The 25,491-nt window shown below is 39.8% G+C and carries 22 protein-coding genes and 1 other annotated feature; of the genes, 5 read left to right on the plus strand and 17 right to left on the minus strand.

The window, feature by feature from the left end; genetic code table 11:
- Positions 1–25: 25 nt before the first annotated feature.
- Positions 26–1,297 carry a tyrosine--tRNA ligase gene (gene tyrS, locus BN6556_RS19190; protein WP_066195003.1) on the minus strand — a complete coding sequence of 424 codons (1,272 nt, stop codon included), beginning with the start codon at positions 1,295–1,297 and terminating at the stop codon, positions 26–28.
- Positions 1,298–1,349: 52 nt separating this feature from the next.
- Positions 1,350–1,558: a binding site (T-box leader), on the minus strand.
- A gap of 276 nt (positions 1,559–1,834) precedes the next feature.
- On the opposite strand from tyrS, the gene BN6556_RS19195 reads away from it, so the two are divergent.
- The 4 genes from BN6556_RS19195 (at position 1,835) to BN6556_RS19210 (ending at position 7,676) form a co-directional block, all read left to right on the plus strand.
- Entirely contained in the window at positions 1,835–4,879 is a 3,045-nt protein-coding gene (locus tag BN6556_RS19195) for a transglycosylase domain-containing protein (RefSeq protein WP_078060168.1), read from the plus strand.
- 273 nt (positions 4,880–5,152) lie between these two features.
- Positions 5,153–5,776, plus strand: a complete 624-nt coding sequence (locus BN6556_RS19200) for a GNAT family N-acetyltransferase (RefSeq protein WP_066196644.1) — start codon at positions 5,153–5,155, stop codon at positions 5,774–5,776.
- A gap of 99 nt (positions 5,777–5,875) precedes the next feature.
- On the plus strand, positions 5,876–6,526 hold the full coding sequence (locus BN6556_RS19205; protein ID WP_066195006.1) for an acetoin utilization AcuB family protein: 651 nt from the start codon (positions 5,876–5,878) through the stop codon (positions 6,524–6,526).
- Positions 6,516–7,676 carry an acetoin utilization protein AcuC gene (locus BN6556_RS19210; RefSeq protein WP_066195009.1) on the plus strand — a complete coding sequence of 387 codons (1,161 nt, stop codon included), beginning with the start codon at positions 6,516–6,518 and terminating at the stop codon, positions 7,674–7,676. The genes BN6556_RS19205 and BN6556_RS19210 overlap by 11 nt, the downstream gene beginning before the upstream one ends.
- Before the next feature lie 20 nt (positions 7,677–7,696).
- Here the strand turns inward: BN6556_RS19210 and motS are convergent, their stop codons facing one another.
- From motS to BN6556_RS19265, 11 genes are all read right to left on the minus strand, one after another.
- Positions 7,697–8,500 carry a flagellar motor protein MotS gene (gene motS, locus BN6556_RS19215; RefSeq protein ID WP_066195013.1) on the minus strand — a complete coding sequence of 268 codons (804 nt, stop codon included), beginning with the start codon at positions 8,498–8,500 and terminating at the stop codon, positions 7,697–7,699.
- Positions 8,490–9,320, minus strand: coding sequence for a flagellar motor protein MotP (gene motP, locus BN6556_RS19220; protein ID WP_066195016.1), 831 nt, complete (start codon positions 9,318–9,320; stop codon positions 8,490–8,492). Before motP ends, motS begins: the two co-directional genes overlap by 11 nt.
- 151 nt (positions 9,321–9,471) lie before the next feature.
- On the minus strand, positions 9,472–10,467 hold the full coding sequence (gene ccpA, locus BN6556_RS19225) for a catabolite control protein A (protein WP_066195018.1): 996 nt from the start codon (positions 10,465–10,467) through the stop codon (positions 9,472–9,474).
- 755 nt (positions 10,468–11,222) lie between these two features.
- Positions 11,223–12,005, minus strand: a complete 783-nt coding sequence (locus tag BN6556_RS19230) for an endonuclease/exonuclease/phosphatase family protein (RefSeq protein WP_078060169.1) — start codon at positions 12,003–12,005, stop codon at positions 11,223–11,225.
- Complete coding sequence (locus tag BN6556_RS19235) at positions 12,002–12,886, minus strand: metallophosphoesterase family protein (protein WP_066195021.1); 885 nt, start codon at positions 12,884–12,886, stop codon at positions 12,002–12,004. The genes BN6556_RS19230 and BN6556_RS19235 overlap by 4 nt, the downstream gene beginning before the upstream one ends.
- 146 nt (positions 12,887–13,032) lie before the next feature.
- Positions 13,033–14,484 (minus strand): N-acetylglucosamine-specific PTS transporter subunit IIBC, encoded by a 1,452-nt coding sequence (gene nagE / locus BN6556_RS19240; RefSeq protein WP_066195023.1) that lies wholly within the window; start codon positions 14,482–14,484, stop codon positions 13,033–13,035.
- A gap of 61 nt (positions 14,485–14,545) precedes the next feature.
- Complete coding sequence (locus BN6556_RS19245; RefSeq protein WP_066195025.1) at positions 14,546–15,364, minus strand: PRD domain-containing protein; 819 nt, start codon at positions 15,362–15,364, stop codon at positions 14,546–14,548.
- Positions 15,365–15,449: 85 nt separating this feature from the next.
- Complete coding sequence (locus BN6556_RS19250; protein ID WP_066195027.1) at positions 15,450–15,935, minus strand: PTS sugar transporter subunit IIA; 486 nt, start codon at positions 15,933–15,935, stop codon at positions 15,450–15,452.
- 662 nt (positions 15,936–16,597) lie between these two features.
- Positions 16,598–17,473, minus strand: coding sequence for an L-serine ammonia-lyase, iron-sulfur-dependent, subunit alpha (gene sdaAA, locus BN6556_RS19255; protein ID WP_066195030.1), 876 nt, complete (start codon positions 17,471–17,473; stop codon positions 16,598–16,600).
- Positions 17,474–17,490: 17 nt separating this feature from the next.
- Positions 17,491–18,153 carry an L-serine ammonia-lyase, iron-sulfur-dependent subunit beta gene (gene sdaAB, locus BN6556_RS19260; RefSeq protein ID WP_066195033.1) on the minus strand — a complete coding sequence of 221 codons (663 nt, stop codon included), beginning with the start codon at positions 18,151–18,153 and terminating at the stop codon, positions 17,491–17,493.
- A 327-nt stretch (positions 18,154–18,480) separates the two neighbouring features.
- Positions 18,481–19,545: a bifunctional 3-deoxy-7-phosphoheptulonate synthase/chorismate mutase gene (locus tag BN6556_RS19265; protein ID WP_066195036.1), complete on the minus strand. Its 1,065-nt coding sequence runs from the start codon at positions 19,543–19,545 to the stop codon at positions 18,481–18,483.
- Between the two features lie 401 nt (positions 19,546–19,946).
- Between BN6556_RS19265 and BN6556_RS19270 the strand changes: the two genes are divergently transcribed.
- Positions 19,947–22,082 (plus strand): cell division protein FtsA, encoded by a 2,136-nt coding sequence (locus tag BN6556_RS19270; RefSeq protein ID WP_066195039.1) that lies wholly within the window; start codon positions 19,947–19,949, stop codon positions 22,080–22,082.
- A gap of 18 nt (positions 22,083–22,100) precedes the next feature.
- Here BN6556_RS19270 and BN6556_RS19275 read toward each other — a convergent pair whose 3' ends face one another.
- The 5 genes from BN6556_RS19275 to murC form a co-directional block, all read right to left on the minus strand.
- Complete coding sequence (locus BN6556_RS19275) at positions 22,101–22,364, minus strand: hypothetical protein (RefSeq protein ID WP_148436818.1); 264 nt, start codon at positions 22,362–22,364, stop codon at positions 22,101–22,103.
- Between the two features lie 60 nt (positions 22,365–22,424).
- Positions 22,425–22,745: a bacillithiol system redox-active protein YtxJ gene (gene ytxJ / locus BN6556_RS19280; RefSeq protein WP_066195045.1), complete on the minus strand. Its 321-nt coding sequence runs from the start codon at positions 22,743–22,745 to the stop codon at positions 22,425–22,427.
- 86 nt (positions 22,746–22,831) lie between these two features.
- Complete coding sequence (locus BN6556_RS19285) at positions 22,832–23,293, minus strand: YtxH domain-containing protein (protein WP_066195048.1); 462 nt, start codon at positions 23,291–23,293, stop codon at positions 22,832–22,834.
- Between the two features lie 21 nt (positions 23,294–23,314).
- Positions 23,315–23,734 (minus strand): DUF948 domain-containing protein, encoded by a 420-nt coding sequence (locus BN6556_RS19290; RefSeq protein WP_066195052.1) that lies wholly within the window; start codon positions 23,732–23,734, stop codon positions 23,315–23,317.
- A gap of 301 nt (positions 23,735–24,035) precedes the next feature.
- Positions 24,036–25,334, minus strand: coding sequence for a UDP-N-acetylmuramate--L-alanine ligase (murC, locus tag BN6556_RS19295; protein ID WP_066195054.1), 1,299 nt, complete (start codon positions 25,332–25,334; stop codon positions 24,036–24,038).
- Positions 25,335–25,491 lie beyond the last annotated feature (157 nt).

The following is a 25,491-nucleotide window of genomic DNA, read 5'->3' on the forward strand; positions in this document are numbered from 1 at the left end:
TTAAGATGACGACCGTTTTCCCAGATTAAAAGCGAACCAGAAAGTATTTTTTCTTACCTCTTCTGACAATAGTAAAAGCATCTTCAATACGATCTGCTGCTGTCAGCTGATGGGAAGTCACTTGATTGCGCACACCATTAATATAAATGGCACCATTCTGAATATCTTCCCGAGCTTGGCGTTTCGAGGAGGATATTCCTGACTCCACTAGCAAGTCCACTAACCCAATTTCTTTATTATCGATTTGCACAGAAGGCACATCCTTAAATCCTTGTTCGATTTCAACGGCATTTAATGTAGCGAGCTCGCCACTGAATAACGCATCGGTAATCTTCTGTGCTTGCTGCAAGGCTTCTTCACTGTGTACCAGCTTCGTCATCTCCTCTGCCAATCGTTTATGCGGAACACGCTTTTCCGGTGCTTCCGCCAATTCTTTTTCCAACGAGGCTAGTTCGTCAAATTCAATAAAAGTAAAGTATTTAATAAAACGAAGCACATCACGATCATCGGTATTAATCCAGAATTGGTAGAATTCATATGGTGTCGTTTTCTCCGCATCTAACCAAATCGCTCCGCCAGCCGTCTTGCCAAATTTGGTACCATCACTCTTGGTAATAAGCGGCACCGTTAAACCAAATACTTCCGCTTCCTCTGCATCTTCTTCAAAACGTTTCCGGCGGATGAATTCCATCCCTGCAGTGATGTTACCCCATTGGTCACTCCCCCCTATTTGTAGGGAGCAATTTTCTTTTTCATATAATTTCAAAAAGTCAACAGACTGGAGCAGCATATAGCTGAATTCCGTAAAAGAAATACCATTTTCTAGGCGTGACTCCACGGAATCCTTGGCCAACATATAGTTGACACTAAAGTGTTTACCTATGTCACGAAGAAAATCAATAATCGTCATCGTTGAAAGCCATTCCGCATTATTACGAGCAACCGCGCTATTCTCTCCCTGATCAAAGTTTAAAATGCCAGCAAGCTGTTCTTTAATACTCTCACTAAAACCTTGCACTACCTCTGGGGCGTTTAATGATCTTTCCGTAGAGCGACCACTTGGATCACCAATCATCCCTGTGCCTCCACCAATCAAAGCAATCGGTCGATGACCCGCTAATTGGAACCGTTTCAGCATAAGTGCCGGTAATAAATGGCCAATATGCAGGCTGTCTGCGGTCGGGTCAAACCCACAGTATAACGTAACAACTTGGTTATCCAAATGTTTGCGCAAACCTTCGTTATCGGTGGTTTGTTGAATCAAATCTCTTCTTTCTAAATCATCTAAAATATGCATTGCCTAACACACTCCTTTTCTTTTGTAAGCATCAAAAAAACCCGTCTCCTGAAAAAGGGACGAGTTCATCTCGCGGTACCACCCTTGTTGCTATTCCTATCGAATAACCACTTAAGGAAATAACGATGTGACCACACCGTCTTCACTCTCATGAAGAAGCTCTGGCACGTACTTCATCATAGATTGTTTACTGACTCTCACCCACCGTCAGCTCTCTGCAAAAGGGAATCTATCACTACTGCAAGCCATCATTGCCATCAACTATGTTTATTTGTTATATCATTATTAGCATATCTGTAACGAAAATGCAATATTTTTTAAGGTTTTTGGAGTCTAAATTATTTCTTCTCTATGCTATAATATAGAGTGAGACTTTGTTTAGTGGGGCTACTCTTTTGCCCCTAAACAATAGCAAGACCTATCAGGAGGTTTAGAGACTGTTGTTTTCCCTATTCATGTCGGATTGTTACATATACTGCAGGAAAACTTATGGGCTCTTCACACGTTGATAAAGTGGAATATTGGGGAGGTTTGTAGATGGACATCAAAGAATTTATTCATAAATGCTGGACATCCATGAAAAGAATCTGGAGTAAACAAATTATACAGCGGTCATCAAGGATTAGCTATCATATTATTTGGAATATCTTTTTGTTTTTTATCGCTGTAGGGGTGATTGGCGGTTTCCTAGCCACAGGCATAGGTGCGGGATATTTCGCCTCATTGGTTGCTAGTACGGATATCCAAAGCGAGGATGAAATGACCCAGGCGGTCTATAACTATGAAGAAACATCGGAGCTTTATTTTTCAGACGATGTTTTTCTATCAGAAGTCAGTGCGGACATACTTCGTGATGAAGCAGAGTTAGAGAATGTCAGCGAATATGTACAGCAGGCAGTAATTGCTACCGAGGATGAATATTTCGAGAAGCACAACGGCATTGTGCCAAAAGCGATTATGCGTGCTGTATTTCAAGAAGTAACCAATGCCTCCACGAAAACAGGTGGCAGTACCTTAACACAACAAATTATCAAAAATCAATTACTAACGAACGAAGTGTCCTTTGAAAGAAAGGCGAAAGAGATGCTCTTAGCCATGCGCTTGGAACAGTTTTTTGAAAAGGACGAGATTTTGGAGGCCTATCTAAATATTGTTTCCTTTGGACGTAATGCCTCTGGTCAAAATATCGCCGGAATCGAGACGGCTGCTGAAGGTATCTTTGGTGTGAACGCCTCTGAATTGAATCTAGCGCAGTCCGCTTTTATCGCTGGTCTGCCACAAAGTCCGTCTGCCTATACCCCATTTTTAAATGGTGGAGGAGTGAAAGATGAAGAAGCACTCCAACCTGGGTTAGGACGAATGAAGTCTGTCCTAAACAGAATGAAGGAAGAAGGATATATAACAGAGGAAGAACATCAAGAGGCACTTGAATACGATATCGTCTCAGATTTCAAAGAACCAGAAGAATCAGTTATTGAGAACTATCCTTACTTAATGCAAGAACTGCAAGACCGTGCCATTGATATTTTAGTAACTGTCCTAGCTGAAGAAGATGGATATACAGAAGAGGATCTGGAAGGAAGTTCTGTATTACAGGAAGAATATCAAATTAAAGCAAGCCGAGAAATTGGCAGTAATGGATACAAAATTCATTCCACTATTGATAAGGAAATCTATGATGTATTCCAACAAGTAACTAAGGATTATACCAATTATGGCAGAGACAAACTAGCACGAAATGTAAACACCAATCAACCGATCATGGTAGAAGATCCTGATACAGAGGAAGAAGTACAATTAGGACAACAACCTGTTCAAGTCGGCAGTGTCCTAATGGAAAATAATACAGGGAAAATACTTAGCTTTGTGGGCGGGCGTGATTTTGAGATATCACAGCGAAACCATGCTACTAATGTATCTAGACAAAATGGGAGTACCATGAAACCTCTTGCCGCCTATGGACCAGGTATTGAAAAAGGAGCTGTCCAGCCTGGATCAGTTATTGCAGATGTGAAGAAAACCTACGGTAGTGGTTATTCACCAGGTAACTATTCTTCACGTTATTACGGGTTAACACCGGTACGTGAGGCATTGTATCGATCGCATAACGCTACTGCCGTTTCCGTATTTGATCAAATTAAAGGCGCTGATATTACAACAGATTTCTTATGGAAGATGGGACTCACTAACTTCACCGAAGAACAAGGTGGTTATAATTCACTGCCTTTAGGTTCGATTAACGTAACGATTGAACAAAACACGAGTGCCTATAGTACGTTTGGCAACAACGGTAAGCACGTCGAAGGATATATGATTGATAAGATTGAAACCAAAGACGGTGAAGTGGTCTATCAGCATGAAACAGAAGAAACCGAAGTCTTTAATCCAAAAACAACCTATCTCATGCTAGATATGATGCGTGATGTCCTAACACAAGGAACCGGGACAGCGGCAAGGGCGAATTTAGCGAATAAAAGTGTAGACTGGGCCGGAAAAACTGGTACTAGTAACGATTACAGGGATGCATGGTTTGTCGCCTCTAACCCTAATGTGACTTTAAGTAGCTGGATGGGGTATGATTATAATCAACGCTTAGATGATGGCTACAGTAATCGGAATAACACCTTCTGGGCAAGACTAGTCAACGCTGCTACAGAAGTAAAACCCGAAATTATGGCACCTTCTGAGCGCTTCGAACAACCCGAAGGCATTGTCAGCCGATCGTATTGTACTGTCTCTGGTTTATCACCTTCCGATGCATGTAGCAAACTAGGTTTAGTACAGTCAGATATCTATGACGCAGATCATGTACCATCAGAAAAAGATTATAGCTTGGTTAACAGCAGCGTTTCTTCCATTGGCGGAAACTCTGTATTAGCTGGTGACAACACACCAAGTGAATTTACAGACGGTGATGGTGTCAGCTTCAACCCTCAGTGGCTGAAAGATATGGGATACGATAAACTAGAAGATATTAGGCAGCTAACAGCAACCAAAAGTGGTGCCTGGCAAAAAATTCAATACCCTAATATGTCTTCATCGGATATAAGCGATGACGGTGAGGCTCCTAGTGCGCCAAGTGGCTTATCAGAAGAAAACCAGCAGTTAAGTTGGAATAAATCGGGTAGTTCGGATGTAGTTGGTTATCGCATTTATCAAACAAGCAACCCTGATAACGACGATTACAAACAAGTTGGTTCTACTGCCGATACATCCTATAAAGTTCCGGATGATGATGCTGTTTATATTGTGCGTGCCGTCGACTATTTCGGCAAAGAATCAGAACCCAGCAACCGAATAGTAAAAGGTGATTTCTCTTCTGACTCCGAGGAAGAAGAGGAAAAGAAAGAACAAGAGGAGCAGAAAAAGAAAGAAGAAGAAAAGAAAAAGCAAGAAGCTGAGAAAAAGAAACAAGAAGAACAGAAGAAGCAGGAAGAACAGAAGAAACAAGAAGAGGAAAAGAAGAAGCAAGCAGCGGAGAAAAAGAAACAGGAAGAAGAACAGAAGAAGCAAGAGCAGGAGCAGCAGGAACAGGAGCAACAAGAAGAAGCTGAGGATTCGGGAGAAGATTCCGAGGAATAACAATCATCCAACAGTACATGTAACAGGGCCTTCTTCGATGAGGAGGTCCTGTTACTTTTTTACTCTCTATATTCCCCGAGAATCACGGATAAGGGAGATGTATCGTTCTTCGTTCAGCTACTCTACTTTCTCGCTGACAGTGTGCCTATTATCATGTAGATTTAATGATTACTCACCTTATAAAAAAAGCGCTTTCTTCTCGCTATGGTTATAGCTGTCATTCATGTATAATAAAAATAGCAGTGATTATAACAGATGGTGGTGATAGAAGCTGTGCGACATGAAAAAGTATATCAATCTTTGAATTTGGATACGAGCAACGGGAATTTATTAGTAGAAGGCCCCGTAACTTCGGAGAAACTTGCCAAACTGACGATGAATGACCAACTGACCGCCTTTCGTAAACCAGGGGAACAATTACAAGCCTTGCAGGAAATTGCTGACTTAGAGGAAGGTCGTATTATTATTGCAACTAACCAAGATGAAGTCATCGGTTATGTCACCTTCCTGCATCCTGATCCAATCGAACGCTGGTCGAAGTACCCGAAAGATAACTTGCTCGAGTTAGGTGCCATAGAGGTTGCCCCCGCCTATCGCGGAAATAAACTAGGCTCCCGCCTTATCGCAACCTCGATGAAAGATGAGAATATGGAAAACTATATCATTATCTCCACCGAATATTATTGGCACTGGGATCTTAACTATTCCAAACTAAGCGTGTGGGATTATCGAAAAATCATGGAAAAGATGATGCGAGCAGGTTCCTTATATCCTGCGGCAACCAATGAACCAGAAATCATGGCTCATCCTGCCAACTGCTTAATGGTACGCATTGGTAAAAATGTACCAAAAAAGGATGAGGAACTATTTGAGAAATTGCGTTTTATCAACGCGTAGCAGTTTGTAAAGACTCAATTGGTGCTACTAACAATCCGCGGAATGAAGTTTCACCTGAATCCCTGAAGACTTCCGCTATTTGCAGAAAGGAGTTTTGACATGCTTGTTAAAGATATTATGAATCGCGAGGTGGTTACCTTAACAGAAGAATCAACGATATTGGATGCCTTGCATTTATTACAGCAGCACCACATCCGACATCTCCCTATTATTGATGAAAATCATCAAGTTATTGGCATTGTTTCCGATCGCGATGTGCGAGATGCCAGTCCATCCATCTTAGATGGGACAGTTGATCACGAGGTATTAACCCGACCAATTACAGAAATTATGACTACTCCTGTTGTTACAACGCATCCTTTTGAATTCTTTGAAGAGGTCGCAATGATCTTTTATCAAAAAGAATTTGCCTGTTTACCAGTTGTACGCAATAAACAACTCGTTGGAATGGTCACTGAAAAAGATATGCTTCAAACATTTATCCAATTGACTGGTACACATACACCAAGCACCCAGATGGAAATTAAGGTACCGGATCGGATTGGTGTCTTGGCAGACGTCTGTCAGTACTTCAAACAGCGACAGATCAAAATTGTATCCGTTTACGATTATCCTGATCAAAAAGAGGAAGGTTATAAGATATTAGTGTTCCGTATTCAAACGATGAATCCAAGGCCGATTATTCAGGACTTGGAAACAACGGAGTTTGAGATACTTTTTCCTGCTTGGGAGGAAGAAGATGAATTCTAAAGAGACGGCCTACTTATACACGGAAGACTTTTTACAATACTCCTTTCATGAACAGCATCCCTTTAATCAATTAAGGCTTCAATTGACTAAGGAACTGCTCGAAAGTGAACAGGCATTGGATTCTGAACATGTTATCCTTCCTCGTGATTATGAAGAGGAAACGATTTTAAGGGTTCATTCCAAGGAATATGTGGACATCGTTAAGCGGGCTGGTGAAGAGCACCCCGTTTCCTTTGCCTCCTATGGGATAGGAACGACCGATACACCTAGCTTTCCTGGTATGTATGAAGCGGCACGTCATATTGTTAATGGCTCACTCACTGCCGCGGAATTCGTCATGTCTAATCAAGTAAAACATTCCCTTAATTTAGCTGGGGGATTACATCATGGTTTTCCTAATCATGCGTCAGGATTCTGTATTTTTAATGATATTGCCATTGCTATTCGTTTTATTAGAGACCATTACGATGCTAAAGTGTTATACATTGATACCGATGCCCATCATGGGGACGGTGTCCAACATTGTTTCTATGATGATCCAAATGTCTGTACCGTTTCGATACATGAAACAGGTCGGTACCTCTATCCTGGTACTGGAAAAACAGGTGAACGCGGTGTAAAAGAAGGGTTTGGTTACGCCTTCAATTTTCCGATTGATGCCTTTACTGAAGATGACTCCTTTTTAGACACTTTTGCTGCTATTCGAGAAATCACTGATTATTTTCAACCGGATATCATCGTAAGCCAGCACGGTACGGATGCCCATTATCTTGACCCACTAACCCACTTACATTGTAGCTTAAGCATTTTTGAACAAATCCCTATTCTGGTTCGTGAGCTTGCCCAACAATATTGTGATGGTAAATGGGTTGCCTTAGGTGGTGGCGGATATGATATTTGGCAGGTCGTTCCACGAGCTTGGGCACAGCTATGGCATATCATGAATGGTCACCCTGCCTTTCAAGGACCGATCGATCCAGTATGGTTAGCCAAATGGCAGCCTCAAGCACCTAGCACCCTGCCAAATACCTGGCAGGATCAATGGACATCCTATAAATCCATCCCACGACGTCAAGAAATCATGGAGACGAATCAGCGAATGAAAGAACAAGTATTAAAATTTATTACCAATAACAAAAAGAAAGGATGAGACCCCTTCATCCTTTCTTTTTATCCTTCCAACGTATCCAAAATAACAATTTCTACACGTCGATTTGCCGACCAGCCACTTGTTCCATCATTAGATACTGCTGGCTTCGTATCTCCATAACCAACCGCCATAAATCTGGATGGGTCAAAGTCACCGGAGCCCAATAAGTAGCGTATTACACTGCTTGCCCTAGCACCAGACAGCTCCCAATTAGAAGGATAACGATAACTGGCAATTGGACGATTATCGGTATGTCCTTCTACCCTGATTTCATTAGGTATATTGACTAACAAGGTACTTATTTTTTGCAGAAATGGTTCGGCTGGATCAAGAATATCCGCTTCACCCGTTTCAAACAATATCCGTTCCTGCAAGACCAATACAACCCCTTGCTCCGTCCTGGTTGCTGAGATCACATCATTTAAATTCTCTTCATCCAAATAATTATTGACTTCTACCAATAGTTCATCCAGCTGGTCTGCATTTGATTCTGTCTGCACGTCCACATTTGCAGCTGCCTCTTGAACATCGACCGGTTCCTCTGCCGTTGCACTATCTTCTGTGTCATCACTATCATCACTGCCGCTTTTCGAGACGTCCATCTCCTCAGCTGGTGATTCCGCTTCAATAATGGATGGCATGTTCTCAAAGATTGTCTCACTGCGAAATGCTTCTGCTATCGCTTTGAACTTAATAATATCAATTTGTGACATTGAGAATAATAAGATAAAGAAAACAAGGATTAAGGTTACCATATCAGAGTAGGTAACCATCCACTTTGGTGCACCTTTGTTCCCTGAACGTTTCGCTTTATTACGCCTCATTGAATGATTCCTCCGCATACTCCTCTTCTGTCTTCACCTTTTCATCCGCCTTTTGCTTATCTTCTTCAGATAAAAAGGCACTCAGTTTTTCTTTTAAAATGCGTGGATTCTGTCCTGATTGTACACCGATGACCCCTTCAATGATGACTTGTTTCGTAAATACCTCTTCATTGGTTCTTGTTTCTAATTTCCCTGCCATTGGAGTAAAAACCAAGTTCGCTAATATTGTACCATATAAAGTAGTAACTAACGCTACCGCCATACTTGGTCCTAGGGTAGCTGGATCTTCTAAGTTCTGTAGCATCAGTACCAGACCGATCAATGTCCCGATCATGCCCCAAGCCGGAGCATACTCAGCTGCCTTCTCAATAATCGTTCTTCCTCGAGAATGACGTTCTTCCATCGCCTCAATTTCGGCATCCATAATATCATGGATAACTTCCGGCTCGATCCCATCAATAGCCAGTAATATTCCTTTTCTTATATAAGGATCGTCTACATCTTCTAATTCATTCTCTAATGCTAGTAACCCTTCTCTTCTGGCTCGTTCTGACAATCTTTCAAATAAGCCAATTAATGCGTTAAGATCTTGATCATTTCGTTTGAAAGCAGCTTGGATCACATTCTTGGTTTGTTTAATCTGTGATATATTAAAATTCACCAATAATGCAGCGGTAAGCCCCCCTAATACAATCAATGCAGCAGTAATATCAGCAAATCCGATAAAACCACGAATGCCACCATTAACAAGAATACCAAATATCAGCATCATGATACCGATTGCTATACCTATTGGTGTCAATAAATCTCGTCTATTCATCCATCTTCGCCCCTTAAGAAAATCTATACAAAGTAAGCTTTTTCCTGAAATGACTTTTAACCAGCCGTCTCTCGTCTATTTCATTTTGAACCATAAAAAATAGAACTAGATTGGCTAAAAAGCCGTACTAGTTCTATTATCGACACAATCGTTATTTTGTTGAGTTTCTTTTTAAAATTTGGTGTGGTAATATGACCGTTTGCTCATCAATTTTTTCGTTATTCATAAATTTCGTCAATAAACGCATAGCTACGGCACCAATATCATACATTGGCTGAACAACCGTTGATAAGGTTGGACGCACCATTGTAGATAATCTTGTATTATCAAAACCGAGAACTTCCACATCTTCCGGTACATTCACGCCATTATCCTGTAAACCATGGATGACACCTAAGGCCATTTCATCCGTAGCTGCAAAAATTGCCTTTGGATAATCTTTTATGTCGATAATGGAATTTGCCGCTTCCAGGCCAGCTTCATAACTAAATTCAGCCGTCACAACATAATCAGGATTTACTTCACCATTTTCTTCTTTAATAGCTCTTGCGTATCCTTGATATTTTCTTTCGTTAACGATAGACTCTTCTTCCCCTGTTACATAGATAGGGTGTTTCGTACCATTATTAATAAGTAATGAAGTTGCTTCATAAGCCGCTTGTTCATAGTCAATATTAACGGAAGGAATAGCACCACTTGAATCGATAGTTGCTGCTAAGGCAACAGGTACCGGCGATGTTTTTAATTGCTGTATATGCTCCTCACTGATGGAAGCACCCATGTAGACGAGGCCGTCCACCTGCTTTTCGAACATATTGTTGATCAATCGCAACTCTTTATCCTTATTCTGGTCGGAGTTACTTAAGATAATATTGTATTTATACATTGTGGCAATATCATCAATCCCCCGTGCAAGTTCAGAAAAGAAGATACTGGATATATCCGGGATGATAACCCCTACTGTCGTTGTTTTTTTACTGGCCAACCCACGTGCTACTGCATTAGGACGATATCCTAAGCGCTCTACCGTATTTAATACTTTCTTTCTTGTTGCTGGTTTTACATTAGGGTTTCCATTGACTACACGTGAAACGGTAGCCATTGAAACGTTTGCCTCTCTTGCTACATCATAAATAGTTACATTCATTGTTCTACCTCCTATGTTGATTTATGCTATGATACGATTTCATACATTTCTGTACTAAGATCCATCGATAGTTACATTATTAATGTTTATCAATCATATTATAACAAAAGATTCGATGAATTTAATCTAATAAGGGGCGATTTATGAAAATTTTTTCATTATGACGACTATTTTTGCTGTTTTTTTGATTTTACCAACAAAAACAGATGAGATTCATCGTCATTGGTCAATGATCAATGGGCATTTAGAAAATACAAGCAACTCCTCCCGTTCCTTTATTACGATATAAGTGGAACGTATCAATCTAACAAAAATGCGTGACATGCAAGTCTTTGCTCCTATTATTTCCTGCTAATACCTCGTTTGATCCATTCGTGTGAATGATCATTCACACGAATGGATCAAGAGCACCTATCCGATCGATAAAAAATGATTTCATGGCACTTATATCAGCAAAAGAACATACTGACTACCGATAAGGCGGTATCGTGATTCGTTCCAGGTCAACGTCATTTCAAATCCTATTATGCCAAAGATTGTATGCTTTCTTTGTTTATTAGAAAAACTCGTCTTACTCCCGTTCGAACCTTTATCGCAAAACCAAACTAGCTACGGAACTGCCGTTTAAGAAGGGTTACGATCGATCATTTTTGAGTTGACCTTTCACCTTAAAAATGAATGTGTTTCTTCTTCTTACTATACAAAACCAATCGATAGTGTGGATTATATAGTATCTTTCCCCATAATAAATACCTTTACACTTCTAATTCGACCGTAATTGGAAAGTGATCACTGGGGAAATGGCCAGCTATCTGATCCACAACTAATTTCGTTGTAAGCACTTGAAAATTTGCTTCTTTCAACAGAATCCAGTCGATTCGTGTCTTTCCGCCAGTGGCATCGTGAAAATCGTTAAAGCTGCCATATTGTTTGTTTTCATGATGATCACTGGTCTCCCAAGTGTCGACAAAACCAGCTTCTATCAAATGCTGATGCGTCTCTGATTGATCACTTGCATTAAAGTCACCCGTTAATATGAGTGGGATGCTGGCTTGCAGACCAATCTCATCAGGCTTACCAATTAACTGTGCACTATTTATTCTTGCTAATTCTGTTTCGTGGTCAAAATGAGTGTTAAGATGGTAAAAATCTTTATTTGTTTGTTTATCTCTAAACAACACCCATGTCGCTATTCTGGTAATTTGATTGCCCCACGTTTTCGAGCCGATTTGATCAGGGAAATCTGATAACCAAAAATGTTGATAGGCACGAACTTCCAGCCTGTCTTTCTTATAAAAGATAGGTGTATATTCCCCTTTGCTCCCGCCTTCTCGCCCAAAACCAATCCATTGATAACCGGGAAGCAATGATTCAAGATCCGTTATTTGATGAAATAAACACTCTTGCAAACCTAATAAATCTGGGCTCTCTCTTATAATAAGCTGACCTACGTGCTCTTTTCGTTCCGACCAACTTGGATGATCCACCGGTGAATCATTGCGAATATTATAACTCATCACCACTAAACGATTCCTCATACTTCATCCTCCTGTTCCTTCGATATGATATATGTCTGAAATGCGTGATTCCCTTGCAACTCCACTATTCTACTACCTCTATCAAGCTGACCATAGGTATTAAATCCAGTTACTCTTCCATACCCTAAAGTAATCCCGTGAAACTCGGCAGTAAAATCATTATCATGGTCATGGCCGCAAAACACTCCTTTTACTTGCTGATCTAGTAACAAGGAGGTAAACAAACCCGTATTTAAAGCAGGAGCACACACTTCCTCCCCTTTTTCCCCTGACGTTTCTCCACTCTCCCATGCCTCCTGATATTCTGGCAAAGGAATATGTAAAAACAGAAGGTCTGTGGTTGTTTGTTTTTTTTCTTGTTTGTAATAATGTGATACGCGACGAAACCATTCCACTTGTGCGGGGTGAACATATGCATATTTCCCAACCTCTAAGAAATCATATGCCCCACTATCGATCACGTAAAGCACATTTTCCAGCTGACCCTGGACATTGGTTAATTCTATGCAGTAACATTCCCGATCCTCCACGATAAAATGGTGTTTTTTGGTTGCAGGATGGGTTAATTGTTTTTCCATCGCACGCAACTCTGTTCTGGTCACACCTTCCTCTGAATCATGATTGCCATATGTGATCGCTATCGGGGTGTGTAAGGTATTAAAAAATTGGATAAGTTGCTCCATCGTCTGGGCAGGATCTGTTTTGTTTTTGGACCAGATAAGATCACCCGTTATGATTAATAAGTCTGGTCGAACAAACGCTACTTGTTCTTTGATTAGATTCAAGGTTTGTTGATCTTTATCATTGAATGGTAAATCACCAACATGGAGGTCGGTTAACTGCATTATTTTAAAGTTAGCAGATGACTTGGTCCATTTCATAAGATACACTCCTCACATAGACGTAATCGCTTACTTATATTTGGTAAGTGTACGCTACTACTACCCTTTTGTCTAGTGAAAATACATGAAAAACCCTTTACAATGATGTGACAAATGTAAAGGGTTCTCTTGATCTTTAAAATGTTTTATCTTTTTCTAATCTTGTTGATCTCGTCGGCTACAAATTGTACTTGAGTTCCTACAATGACTTGGATACCATTTTGACCAACTACTTTCACACCTGGTACCCCCGTTCTTTTAATCCGTTCCTGATCTACTGCGTCCATATCATCTACTTCCAAACGTAAACGTGTCACACAGTTATCGACGGATGCCACATTGTCATCCCCGCCAAGCGCTGCATAAATTTCAGTAGCCATGGCAGTAATATCATCATCTCCTGAGGCAGACGGTTCTTCTACTTCCTCTTGAATGTCATCTTCTCGACCTGGTGTTTTTAGATTAAACTTCACAATCAAGAAACGGAATAACGTATAATAGATGACCGCTACAACCAAACCTTGTACTAATAGCATATAAGGCTGATTAGCAAGCGGTAAATTAAAGCTTAAGATAAAGTCAACTAAACCGGCACTGAAACCAAAACCAGCCGTCCAATCAAAGGCTGCGGCAACAGCTAATGATAAACCAGTGAGCAAAGCATGAACCACATATAAAGCTGGTGCCAAGAACATAAAGGAGAATTCTAACGGTTCAGTGACTCCAGTGAAGAAAGCGGCAAATGCAGTTGCCATTAATAAAGAGGCCGCAGTTTTCTTTCGTTTCGTCTTTGCAGTATGATACATGGCCAAGGCAGCTGCTGGCAGACCAAACATCATGATTGGGAAGAAACCGGCTTGGTACATTCCTGTTACCCCTTTTTCCCCTGTGCTGTTCCAGAAGTTCGCAATATCGTTAATACCAGCCACATCAAACCAGAATACGGAGTTTAAGGCATGGTGCAGACCTGTTGGAATCAATAAACGGTTAAAGAAGCCATATAATCCTGCCCCTACCGCGTCCAAATCAACGATAAACTTACCAAAGTTAACTAATCCAGTATAAATAAATGGCCAAATAAAGAATAAGACAACGGCAATCGCCAAGCTGATAGCTGCAGTTAATATCGGCACCAGACGCTTCCCACTAAAGAAGGCGAGGGCATCCGGCAATTTAACATGACTAAATCGATTATATAAGATGGAAGCCGTAATCCCTGAAATGATACCGACAAACTGATTTTGAATATTTTCAAAGGCGGGATTCACACTTCCTTCTTCCACGCCACTTAATAAAGCGACCGATTCCACAGACAATATATGTGTGATAACCAAGTAAGAGACGAGACCACTTAACGCAGCGGAACCATCCTTATCCTTGGAAAGCCCAAATGCTACACCCACGGCAAAAAGAATTGACATTGCCGGACCATCGACAATCGCTTCCCCAGCTTTAATTAAAAAGGCAGCAACAATATTATTAGCACCCCAGCCATCTGCATCAATGGCATAACCGATCCCCATTAAAATCGCTGCAGCTGGTAATACAGCAACGGGTAGCATCAAGGATCTTCCGAGATTTTGAAAGTATTTCATCATGTTTTTTTCCTCCTCTTTTTGAATTAGAGTTTGTAATAATTAAAAAAATATAAATGCTTGCTTACATCTTGTTCAATCTTTCCATATGAATCGTGATATAGCCTAGTTCTGATGGTGGAAACTCAATTCCATATTTTTGTGTGATAGCATCCGTGACTTCGAGCGTAACTTGATACGAATTCGAGAATTTCGTCTTGATCATCGATAACATATCTGCATCCATTTCGTGCACCTCATATTGGCCTACCCTGGATAAGGTAAAGTGCAAATGAGTAATCAACCGTTGATAGGAAATATCATCCTCCTTGATCTCCAGATTCATTTTCTTTAAAAAGGATTGCATCATTTCCCGGACAATCGCTGTATGCTTAATCGTCTGGCTGTAATCACCTCCTTGCAGCTTCATCGTATGGATATGCAAAGCAATATGAGCCGCCTCATCAACGGGGATATCTAATTGACAATTAGCTCGCATATGTTCGACGGCCCATGTACCAATCTCAAACTCATCACGATATAATATTTTGATTTCATTTAGCAGCTTATTGGGTAAATGAATCCCCTCTTCTATTCTTTCAATTGCAAACGAAATGTGATCTGTCAAGGCAATATGAATATGTTCACTCAGCTTTGAACCAAGATAGTTCTCTGCATAGGAGATGATCTCTTCTGAAATAAGAAAATGCTCTTCTGGAATTCGGCCTAAAAGTTGCTGTAACTTCTCATTTTCTTTCATCACAAATAATTGCTCCACTCTATTCTTATTAATTAGATCATTTTTTCGTTTTCCAAAAGCAATACCATTTCCGATAGCGACCTTTTCTTCCTCATTATCTACAACAAGAATGGCATTATTATTGAATATTTTCTTTAATTTCATTATTATCATCTCCTTTCGTCTTATTCTACACCAGTTCATGATCATCGTGTAAGTACTTGTGAATTCCCATAAAGGAACGATAACTCTAACTAATCGACAAAATAACCGTTTCTCCGGCAGTAACGTTTGTCTCCGTTGTTGTCTTATAGGTTTTGTCTTTGGTATTGCTATTCGTGATCACGATGGGTGTTATAGTGTTTGCTGCATATTCTGAAATATAGGATAAATCAACCTCAAGTAGTGGAGTTCCAATTGTCACTCGGTCACCTGGTTTCACCTTGGGAGAAAAGCCTTGCCCTTTTAGCCCAACTGTTTCTAACCCAACATGAATAAGCACCTCGGTTCCATCTTCTGCCTCCAATCCGATGGCATGTTTACTATCTGGCACTTGTATCACTTTGCCATTTATAGGTGCTACCACGTTTCCTTCTGACGGAATAATGGCCACACCTTCTCCCATCATCTTCTCTGCAAAAACGGGGTCTGGTACCTTTTCTAATGAGACAATTTCTCCTGACATGGGAGCAATAATTTCGATTTCATCTGACTTTTGAAACAGCTTTTTAAACATTACGTATTCTCCTTTCTGTTACATTAAAACGAGGAACAAAACCTGTCTTGATATTCACTCTATAAAGGTGCTAATATCTTTCCTTTTTATTAGATCAAATATGTTTGATACGCTTATTACTTACACAAAAAAAGACATAGAGAATATGCAAAGGTTATTCACTATTCTTTACCTCTGCAGCTTCTCTATGCCTAATCATGTTAGTAACATAAGAGTCGATATTCTATTCGCTTCGTTTAACTAAAGTCATCATACCATATACCTTTTAAGTTGTCTAGACCTTTTTTATTTTTATCAATCTCTAGTTGAAATCTTCTTGTTATTTCCGGAAAATAACAGGGTTAGCAGTATAGACAACTACACAATTTTCTGATTATTCTTAAAATAATTGATACACTAGCGAACTTTACAAGGAGAGCTTTCCTTGCTCGAATCTCTTGTTGATTTATGCCCTAGCGGAAACTATTTTCAGAGCGCTTGCTTGTAAGACGAACAATCACACTAACTACTCGGGAAAGAAGGCTACTTTACATTATCCATCCTATCGGTACTTCGATTCATTCATGGTCAAAATCGTTCCATACCTCCTTATATAAAAAAATGTATAAAATACACTGTTGAATACCGTAATAGCAGTAACCGTTTTGTCTTACATATCGCTGCTACTTATCAGAAAAGATTTGTTCCGCTAGTTTTTTCCCTGTTGGCGTTGCTGCCAGCCCACCTAGAGCAGTTTCCTTATGGGCAATAGGCATTCGCTGCCCAATCTTGTACATCGCCTCTATCACCTCATCGCAAGGGATTCGACTTTTAATACCTGCAAGTGCCATATCAGCTGCGATAAGTGCATTAGAAGCACCCATGGCATTTCTCTTCACACAAGGTACTTCGACAAGCCCGGCAACCGGGTCACAAACTAATCCTAACATGTTTTTTAAAGCTATTGCCATTGCCTCTGCGGATTGCTTAGGTGTGCCTTCCATAACCTCTACAATCGCAGCCGCTGCCATGCCTGTCGATGTACCAACTTCTGCCTGACAGCCGCCTGCAGCTCCTGATATAGAGGCGTTATTTGCAACTACAAACCCAAAAGCACCGGCGGTAAATAAATAATTAATTTTTTGTTCAGCAGATAGTTCATATTTTTTATCTAATGCAAATAAGGTACCCGGCACTACTCCGGCTGACCCTGCCGTAGGAGTTGCACAAATCATTCCCATTGCAGCATTCACTTCATTTGTTGCCATTGCCTTGCTTACGGCATCCAACATGACATTATTGGACAAAGCCTTTCCTGATTTCATATAGTCCTGTAATAATCTAGCATCCCCACCCGTCAACCCAGAATGTGAGGTAACTTCCTCTGTTATGCCTCTGTGAACAGCCGATTCCATAACAGACAAATTCTTTTCCATGATTTGAATCACTTCTTCTCTAGTTCTTTCCTGCACCATCATATCCTGCTGAATCATCACCTCAGATATGGAAAGCTTTTGTACTTCTGCTTGTTCTATTAATTCAGCAACATTTCGAAACATTCACACTCCTCCCCTCTTTATTCGTTGATCTTAGTCACTTGCAAAATATTTGGTAACTTACTTAGTTCTATGATCAATTCTTTTGATATATTTTGATCCACCTCGATCGTCATCAGGGCCTTTTGTGCTTTCTCCTGTCTTGACACCTTCATTTGTGCAATATTGAGCCGATGAGCAGCAAGGATATTAGAAACGGCAGCAATGGTTCCATAGCGATCATAGTGTAGAATAACGATGACTGCACCATCACCTGATAAATCTAATGGAAATTGGTCAAGTTCAATGATTTCTATTTTCCCCCCACCAATCGATATACCAGTTACCTCTAATGACTTCTTACCCTTGAACAATTCTAATTTGACCGTATTAGGGTGATCTGGGATGGCATCTTCTTCTATAAAACTTACTTTCATTTGTTTTTTGGCTGCAATCTGTAAAGACAATTTTATTCGTTGGTCATTGGTATCAAAATGAAGTAATCCAGCTACCAACGCAATATCTGTACCATGGCCTTTATAGGTTTTAGCAAATGAGCCATATAAATGAATAATTATCTCTTCTGGTTGTTCATTAAACAAATCACGCGCTACTTTTCCAATCCGAACCGCTCCTGCAGTATGAGAACTGGAAGGTCCTATCATCACTGGCCCAATAATGTCAAAAACACTTTTATACTTCACAGCATAGAAACCTCCTTTTATACAATGCCTTGAAGGGGCAATACGGCCTTTGATTCATTCTAAGTAAAAATCTTTTCACATGCTATAATACCAAGGTTTTTATACTTTCTGGTTATCTTATCAAATAGTCTACTATATATTTATGTACTTTTGGTTTTAGTTACAATTTAAGACCGTTTTTGGTCAGTAAAAGGGCATATGACTTTAGCATTTGTCGTATGGATAGCTGTGAGGCATGGCAGCACTATTCGCAAGTTGTCATTTTACAGTTTCTAACCAATTAAAAAAACCAGAGAGACTTATAAAAGTCTCCCTGGTTTTCAGCATTTATTTATTTAACAGCTCTTTCATAAATTCATGGAAGGTTGGGATATCCATTTGCTGTGCGGCATCGGATAAGGCGACGGCTGGATCTGGATGTACTTCTGCCATCACTCCATCTGCTCCAATGGCCAAAGCAGCTTTAGCGGCAGGGAGTAATAGATCTCTTCTTCCCGTAGAGTGTGTTACATCCACCATAACTGGCAAATGCGTTTCTTGTTTTAAGATAGGAACCGCTGTAATGTCTAATGTATTACGAGTCGCCTTTTCGTACGTTCTAATCCCGCGTTCACAAAGAATAATGTCCCCATTACCTTTCGAGTTAATATACTCTGCGGCATTGATAAAGTCCGATATCGTAGCAGACATACCGCGTTTCAATAGAACAGGCTTGTTCGTTTCACCTGCTGCCTTTAACAATTCAAAGTTCTGCATATTTCGAGCACCGATCTGAATCACATCAATATAATCGACAGCTTTCTCAATATGAGCTGGATTGACAATTTCACTTACCACAGCCAAACCTTGTTCATCGGACACTCTCTTCAGAATCTCCAAGCCTTCAAATCCAAGGCCCTGGAAATCATACGGGGATGTCCTTGGCTTAAAGGCACCACCACGAATTAAATGAAGTCCTTCCTGCTTAATGGCCTTGGCCACTTCTGTCACCTGCTCATAACTCTCTACGGCACATGGACCGAATATAAAGTGCTGGTTACCATCTCCGAACTTATCTCCATTTATTTCAATAACGGTATCTTCTGGTTTTTTCTTACGAGATACTAATAGAGCTTTACTGTGATCATCTTCTTGCAACTCTAGTCCAGCTTTGAATATTTCCTTAAATAAGTGAACAATCGTCGCATTCTCAAATGGTCCATCATTATGTTTCGTGATCAAGTTTAACATATCACGCTCTCGAACTGGATCATAACTACGGTTGGCACCTTGTTTCTCTTTCACCTGGCCTGTCTTTTGCACCAACTCGGCACGTTTATTTATTAGTTCTAGAATTTCTAGATTGGTTTGATCAAGCTGTTCACGAAGCTGATCCAATTGTTCATTACTCATAAAAAAGTCCCCCTTGTCCTATTTTTAATTCTGAAAACATTGCCTATCTTCCATGATAGACAATAGCTGCTGTTTTTTCCACTGATAGTTAACAAAAAATTATCAGTATACTATAAACCATTGATTCTATGACTATCGTTAACCTTTTTACTGCTTGAAATCAAGAATAAAAGGGACGTTTATTGCCATTGCATAGTGAGAGTTCTACACACAGACTTTTTTCATCCACTCACAAATGATTTATACTGTAAAAAAATCACTTCCTGATAACATCAAAAGAATGTTATACTTTTCTATAGAATTACGGATAATTATAGCTAAAAAAACGAGACTTGTCATCCTTTAGACCATATTTTTTTGAATATTTCAAATTTCTTTAGAAATAGAGAGGAAACTTTTAGATGAATAAACCTATTTTTGCACTAGATATTGGTACACGATCGGTAATTGGTCTATTAATGGAAAAAATAGAGGACAAATACCATTTAATCGATTATTATATGTTGGAACATCACGAACGATCCATGTTAGATGGCCAAATCCACGATGTCGTTTCTGTTGCGGATATTATTGGACAAGTTAAACAACATTTAGAAGATAGACATCAAATCAAATTGGAGCAGGCTTGTGTCGCTGCGGCAGGAAGAGCATTGAAAACCAAACGTGTCACCTCGGTCACCTCCATTTCTAAACAGCCAATTATCAACACGGATGATATTTTACTGTTAGAGTTAGAGGCCGTACAGCAAGCCCAATACCAGTTAGCAAATGGGGAGGAGGAAACCAGTCAACACTACTATTGTGTGGGTTACTCTGTCCTCCGTTATAAATTGGACAATGAAGAAATAGGTTCTTTAATTGATCAACAAGGGGAGGCGGCAGAAGTCGAAATTATTGCTACCTTCTTACCAAAAGTGGTGGTAGAATCGCTGTTATCTGCTTTGCAACGAGCCGACTTACGGTTAGAAGCCTTAACCTTGGAGCCAATCGCTGCTATTCAGGTGTTGATCCCTCCTTCTATGCGTCGCTTGAACGTAGCACTAGTCGATATTGGTGCCGGCACAAGTGATATTGCCTTAACATCAGAAGGAACGGTCACTGCCTATGGAATGGTTCCTAAAGCAGGAGACGAAATTACAGAAGCACTCAGTGACCATTATTTATTAGACTTCCATCAAGCGGAACAATGCAAGCGAGAACTTACTATACATAATCAGGCAACAATTGAGGACATCCTTGGATTTGCGCAAGAAATTACTCTAGAAGAAACATTGGAACATATCTTGCCTGCTGTGGAACAACTAGCTCATGACATTTCTCAGGAAATCATCACATTAAATGGGGGCAAGGCTCCTAAGGCAGTGATGTTAGTTGGTGGTGGGAGTCAAACACCTGCACTTAGTAGAGTACTAGCGAACCGCTTACAGCTCCCGGAAAATCGCGTTGCCATTAGAGAGGTTCAAGCGATCCCATCCTTAACAAAACAGAATGACCTGCCAGTTGGTCCAGATTTTGTTACACCGATTGGCATTGCCATTGCCGCTAAACAAAATCCGGTTCATTATATAAGCGTCATGGTGAATAACAGAACCATCCGATTATTTGAAATGAAAAACTTAACCGTTGCGGATGGCTTACTGACAGCTGGTCTGCAAATAAAGAAACTCTATGGAAAACCAGGCTTGGCTGCGATCATTGAATATAACGGAAAACAAATAACGCTTCCTGGCGGCTTTGGTAAGCCTCCACTCATCTATATTAACGATCAAGCAGCTAATATAGACGACAGCATTACAAACGGTGACAAGATTGATATTATCCAAGGGGAAGATGGGGAACAAGCAGAAATGACCCTGCAGGAATTGATCGGCGAACCAAAGCCAATCACGATTTTCTACCAGGAAGAGCCTTACTCCATAGCAGGTATTACAAAAGTTAATGGACGTGAAGTGCCAGCTGACTATCTATTACAGGACGGCGATATTGTTTTATATCAAGCGACCATTACATTAGAGCATTTCTTAGACGATTTTTCCATTCAAAGGGATCCATTTTCCACTTTTACTGTTTGGATTGATAACCAAGAGCAAAAGTTTGCAAAATACGTCAGTCCCATGCTCTTAAATGGTGCGCAGGTACAGCCTTATTCCACATTGAAAGATGGAGATATCTTAGAGGCAAAACCGCTCTCTACTCCGTGCTTGAGCGATATATTGGTGGATTTGGAAATTTCTTATCTCGTAGAATTAAAGATAATCTACAACCAGCGACCGTTAACGCTGTCACAAGAGTTAGTAAAGGTATATCGAGATGGCGAACAGCTGCGTTTACATGAAGCGATAAGAGATCAGGATCGCTTACAAATCCAGCAGCAAAAACAAAAATCTTTTATATTCCAAGATATCTTCCGTTTTATCTCACTCGATTTAACCCAAGCCACTGGTAAAGTAGAATTACTGAGGAATGGAAATCCTGCTACCTTCTTTGAACCCTTACAACCAAATGATCAAATCGAGATTAAATTGGAAAACCGCTGACTTGTTCAGCGGTTTCTTCTAATTGGTCAGGAAAACAATTGATCGAAGCATAATGACAGACGCTTTTTGCTTATGTTCTGCGTGAGAAGATATACCTTTCGAACGATGACGGCCGTTTTTTCGCGCTTCCCCATAGATTTTGTCCGTCATTTTCAGAATGACGGCCGTTTTTCGCGCTTTTCCGCAGATTTTGGCCGTCATTTCCAGAATGACGACGGTTTTTCGCGCTTCCCCGCAGATTTTGGCCGTCATTTCCAAGATGACGGCCTTTCTGCATTGCAAAACTAGTTATCTACCCTTAATGAATCGAATGGTTCAAGTTGAATGAAGATCGTTTATTTATTACCCGATTGTTTTAAGATTTTCTGTGGTAATACTATCATGGTTTAGATGCTTAACCGCCTGTCCATTAATCAATTGTATGACTTGAGGTGACTCATGTTTTACTCCATAATGTTCTGCAATATAATTCGACAACTCTCTTACTTCTTGGACATATAACCGAAATAACGGGATAGTTGCCTCTTCTCGATAATTTTCAAATTGGCGATTGGCTTCTGCGCTAATAGGACATGTTAAGCTGTGCTTCATGATCACAAAAGAGCTATTATTATCTGCAATTTCCTGAAATTCTTCGATTGTTCGCAATTGTTGAATGTCCATCGCTATCATTCCTTTCTTTTTTAATAGACAAAGAAGCTGTCCACATTCTATAAAGACATGGACAGCTCTTTGATGATACGATTGAATTAATTATTGCTTTTTTCTTCTGATTCCACTGCTTGCGCTGCCTCTTCAATAGCTTGGGCTACTTCTTCTGCGGCTTTTTCAGGGTCTTCTTTATCAGAGATCTTATCTTGAATGGTTTCTTTTGTTTCTTTTAATTTATTGGAAACCTCTTCGGTTTTTTTGGCAACCGTGTTGCTGATTTGCTCTGATTGCTCTTTGGCATAATCCTTGAATTGATTTCCCTTCTCATAAGCTACGTCTTTAAATTCCGCCCCTTTTTCATAGGCAACATCTTTCCATTCACCTGCGCGGTCTTTGACGTAATTAGCACCTTGATTAATGTCACTTCTTAATTCTTTACCAGATTTCGGAGCGAAAATTAAGGCTAAAGAGGCGCCAACAATTCCCCCAATCAATGAACCAATTAAAAAATCCTTACTATTAATATTTTGGCTTTCTTCATTTTGTTGTTGATTTGTCATTTTGCATTCCTCCAATGTTTTTTATTTATTTTTATTATTCTTAAATAATTCTAACACAACTGTACTCCACTTAATAGCCTGTGCCGTGGTTTCTTTATTTTCTTCTGCTACTTGATGAACCGCTTTTGACACAGTGCGAACAGACTCCGTCAAGTCAGTGAAGGTGGCACCGACATTTTTCACACCATCAACAACGGTGTTTAGTTTTGTCGTCTTTTCTTGGATTTCATCGGCAAGCTTATTCGTCTTATTTAATAAGGCCTGTGACTCCACAATAATTCCGTTAACTTGCTTATCAAACCCTTCTAAAGTATCTGCCACATGTGATAATGTCCGTTTCGTTTCTTTCAAAACGGGGGCAACAGAAACAACTAGAAAAATAACTAGAGCGGCAAACGCAACTGCTGCTATGATTGCTGCTAATGCTAAGAGTATGTCCATTTATTGATTCACTCCTTTATATGTATTTCATTATTCAAACTGATAATAATGTTATACCCTTTAATCCCTATTCTAAACAACTCAAAAACAAAATTCACGTGAAAAGGGTATCTTTTTTTATATTTCTTCAAATGAGGCAGGAAGAATAGGGAATAAAAGGAGGATTGGCAGGACGTCTAGAACCCGTGTGTTTCCATTCTCTAAGTTCTATCACTCGTAGAATATCGTTTAAAACTTTAACATTGAATAAAACAATTCCCTTATTGGCATTTGATTTTCCAATAAGGGAATCTTAAGCGTTTCAATTTATTTGACTTTCTTGGTAGGCCGTTTCATATTTTTGAATATCTCCTGCCCCCATAAAAACTAAAACACTATCTTTGTGCTGATTAAGCACGTCGATTTGATCTAGTTCTAATATGTTACTCTTCGGTATAAGCCGCTGAAGATCATTAATCGATAACTTCGCTTGCGCCTCTCGAGCGGAGCCAAAGATGTCACATAAGTATATAGCATCAGCATCAGATAATGCGTCGCTAAACTCCTGTAAAAACGTCTTGGTTCTTGAATAAGTATGTGGTTGAAAAATCGCGACAATTTCCCTGTTAGGATACTTTTTTCTCGCAGCTTCCAGCGTCGCACCAACTTCTCGTGGATGATGCGCATAATCATCAATAATAATCTGATTACCTAGCTGCTTCTCTGAAAATCGGCGTTTAACACCATGAAAGGAAAATATTTCTTTGATTTGCTCACTACTGAAATCTTCATAATCACACATGGTAATCACTGCTAATGCATTCAAAATACTATGATCTCCGAATGAATTGATTTCAAATGTATCATAATAATCATTACGCACAAACACATCAAAGGTAGTCCCCGACTCTGTTACTTTTATATTCTTGGCGCAAAAATCATTGCCCTCACTTAATCCATAATAAAGTACAGGCGCCTTGGCTTGAATAGCTTGCAAATATTCATCATCACCACAGGCAATAATACCCTTCCGTACGTTATTAGCCATTTCTTGAAAGGCGTTAAAGACGTCATCCACATCTTTGAAATAATCGGGATGATCAAAATCAATATTTGTCATAATCGCATAATCAGGTTGGTAGGCTAAGAAATGACGGCGATACTCACAAGCTTCAAAAACAAAGTATTTTCCATCTTCTGATCCTTTACCCGTTCCATCTCCAATCAAATACGAGATTGGTACATTTTGGTCTAACACATGGGCTAATAAACCGGTTGTCGAGGTCTTACCATGTGACCCGGTAACCGCAATACTAATATACCGCTTCAACCATTCTCCGAGAAACTCATGATAACGATAGAACGGTACCCCCATTTCTTTCGCTCTTTGAATCTCTGGGTGATCCTCTTTAAAGGCATTACCAGCAATAACGGTCAATTCTGGTTTAATATTGTCTTCAGAAAAAGGTAGTATCGTAATATCTTTTTGTTCTAAAGCAGGTTGTGTGAAAATATATTTCTCAATATCTGACCCTTGCACTTCTTCGCCTGAGTCAACTAATATTTGTGCTAATGCACTCATTCCTGTCCCTTTAATACCAATAAAATGGTAATTTGTCATAAAAAAGAACCTCCAAAATCATTTTGATCATACTAAATAATAGAATGGATAAGATAATCATTCCTCTTCTTTAATATATGTGAGGAATTGCTTTGTGTTAGCTCTTTCTGTTCGAGCAGTAAAGTTCTCGTTTGTTACTATTCTAAGCAATCATCTA

It is taken from the genome of Gracilibacillus timonensis (assembly GCF_900086715.1).
GTDB lineage: Bacteria > Bacillota > Bacilli > Bacillales > Amphibacillaceae > Gracilibacillus > Gracilibacillus timonensis.

Bases quoted from the DNA above. Each gene is read 5' to 3' on its own strand.
- motS (WP_066195013.1), bottom strand. From the start codon at position 8,500: ATGAGGCGTAATAAAGCGAAACGTTCAGGGAACAAAGGTGCACCAAAG.
- nagE (WP_066195023.1), bottom strand. From the start codon at position 14,484: ATGATGAAATACTTTCAAAATCTCGGAAGATCCTTGATGCTACCCGTT.
- BN6556_RS19245 (WP_066195025.1), bottom strand. From the start codon at position 15,364: ATGAAATTAAAGAAAATATTCAATAATAATGCCATTCTTGTTGTAGAT.
- BN6556_RS19270 (WP_066195039.1), top strand. From the start codon at position 19,947: ATGAATAAACCTATTTTTGCACTAGATATTGGTACACGATCGGTAATT.
- BN6556_RS19195 (WP_078060168.1), top strand. From the start codon at position 1,835: ATGGACATCAAAGAATTTATTCATAAATGCTGGACATCCATGAAAAGA.
- murC (WP_066195054.1), bottom strand. From the start codon at position 25,334: ATGACAAATTACCATTTTATTGGTATTAAAGGGACAGGAATGAGTGCA.
- ccpA (WP_066195018.1), bottom strand. From the start codon at position 10,467: ATGAATGTAACTATTTATGATGTAGCAAGAGAGGCAAACGTTTCAATG.
- motP (WP_066195016.1), bottom strand. From the start codon at position 9,320: ATGAATAGACGAGATTTATTGACACCAATAGGTATAGCAATCGGTATC.
- BN6556_RS19265 (WP_066195036.1), bottom strand. From the start codon at position 19,545: ATGAGTAATGAACAATTGGATCAGCTTCGTGAACAGCTTGATCAAACC.
- BN6556_RS19210 (WP_066195009.1), top strand. From the start codon at position 6,516: ATGAATTCTAAAGAGACGGCCTACTTATACACGGAAGACTTTTTACAA.
- tyrS (WP_066195003.1), bottom strand. From the start codon at position 1,297: ATGCATATTTTAGATGATTTAGAAAGAAGAGATTTGATTCAACAAACC.
- BN6556_RS19285 (WP_066195048.1), bottom strand. From the start codon at position 23,293: ATGACAAATCAACAACAAAATGAAGAAAGCCAAAATATTAATAGTAAG.
- BN6556_RS19205 (WP_066195006.1), top strand. From the start codon at position 5,876: ATGCTTGTTAAAGATATTATGAATCGCGAGGTGGTTACCTTAACAGAA.
- BN6556_RS19290 (WP_066195052.1), bottom strand. From the start codon at position 23,734: ATGGACATACTCTTAGCATTAGCAGCAATCATAGCAGCAGTTGCGTTT.
- ytxJ (WP_066195045.1), bottom strand. From the start codon at position 22,745: ATGGACATTCAACAATTGCGAACAATCGAAGAATTTCAGGAAATTGCA.
- BN6556_RS19250 (WP_066195027.1), bottom strand. From the start codon at position 15,935: ATGTTTAAAAAGCTGTTTCAAAAGTCAGATGAAATCGAAATTATTGCT.
- BN6556_RS19235 (WP_066195021.1), bottom strand. From the start codon at position 12,886: ATGAAATGGACCAAGTCATCTGCTAACTTTAAAATAATGCAGTTAACC.
- sdaAA (WP_066195030.1), bottom strand. From the start codon at position 17,473: ATGTTTCGAAATGTTGCTGAATTAATAGAACAAGCAGAAGTACAAAAG.
- BN6556_RS19230 (WP_078060169.1), bottom strand. From the start codon at position 12,005: ATGAGGAATCGTTTAGTGGTGATGAGTTATAATATTCGCAATGATTCA.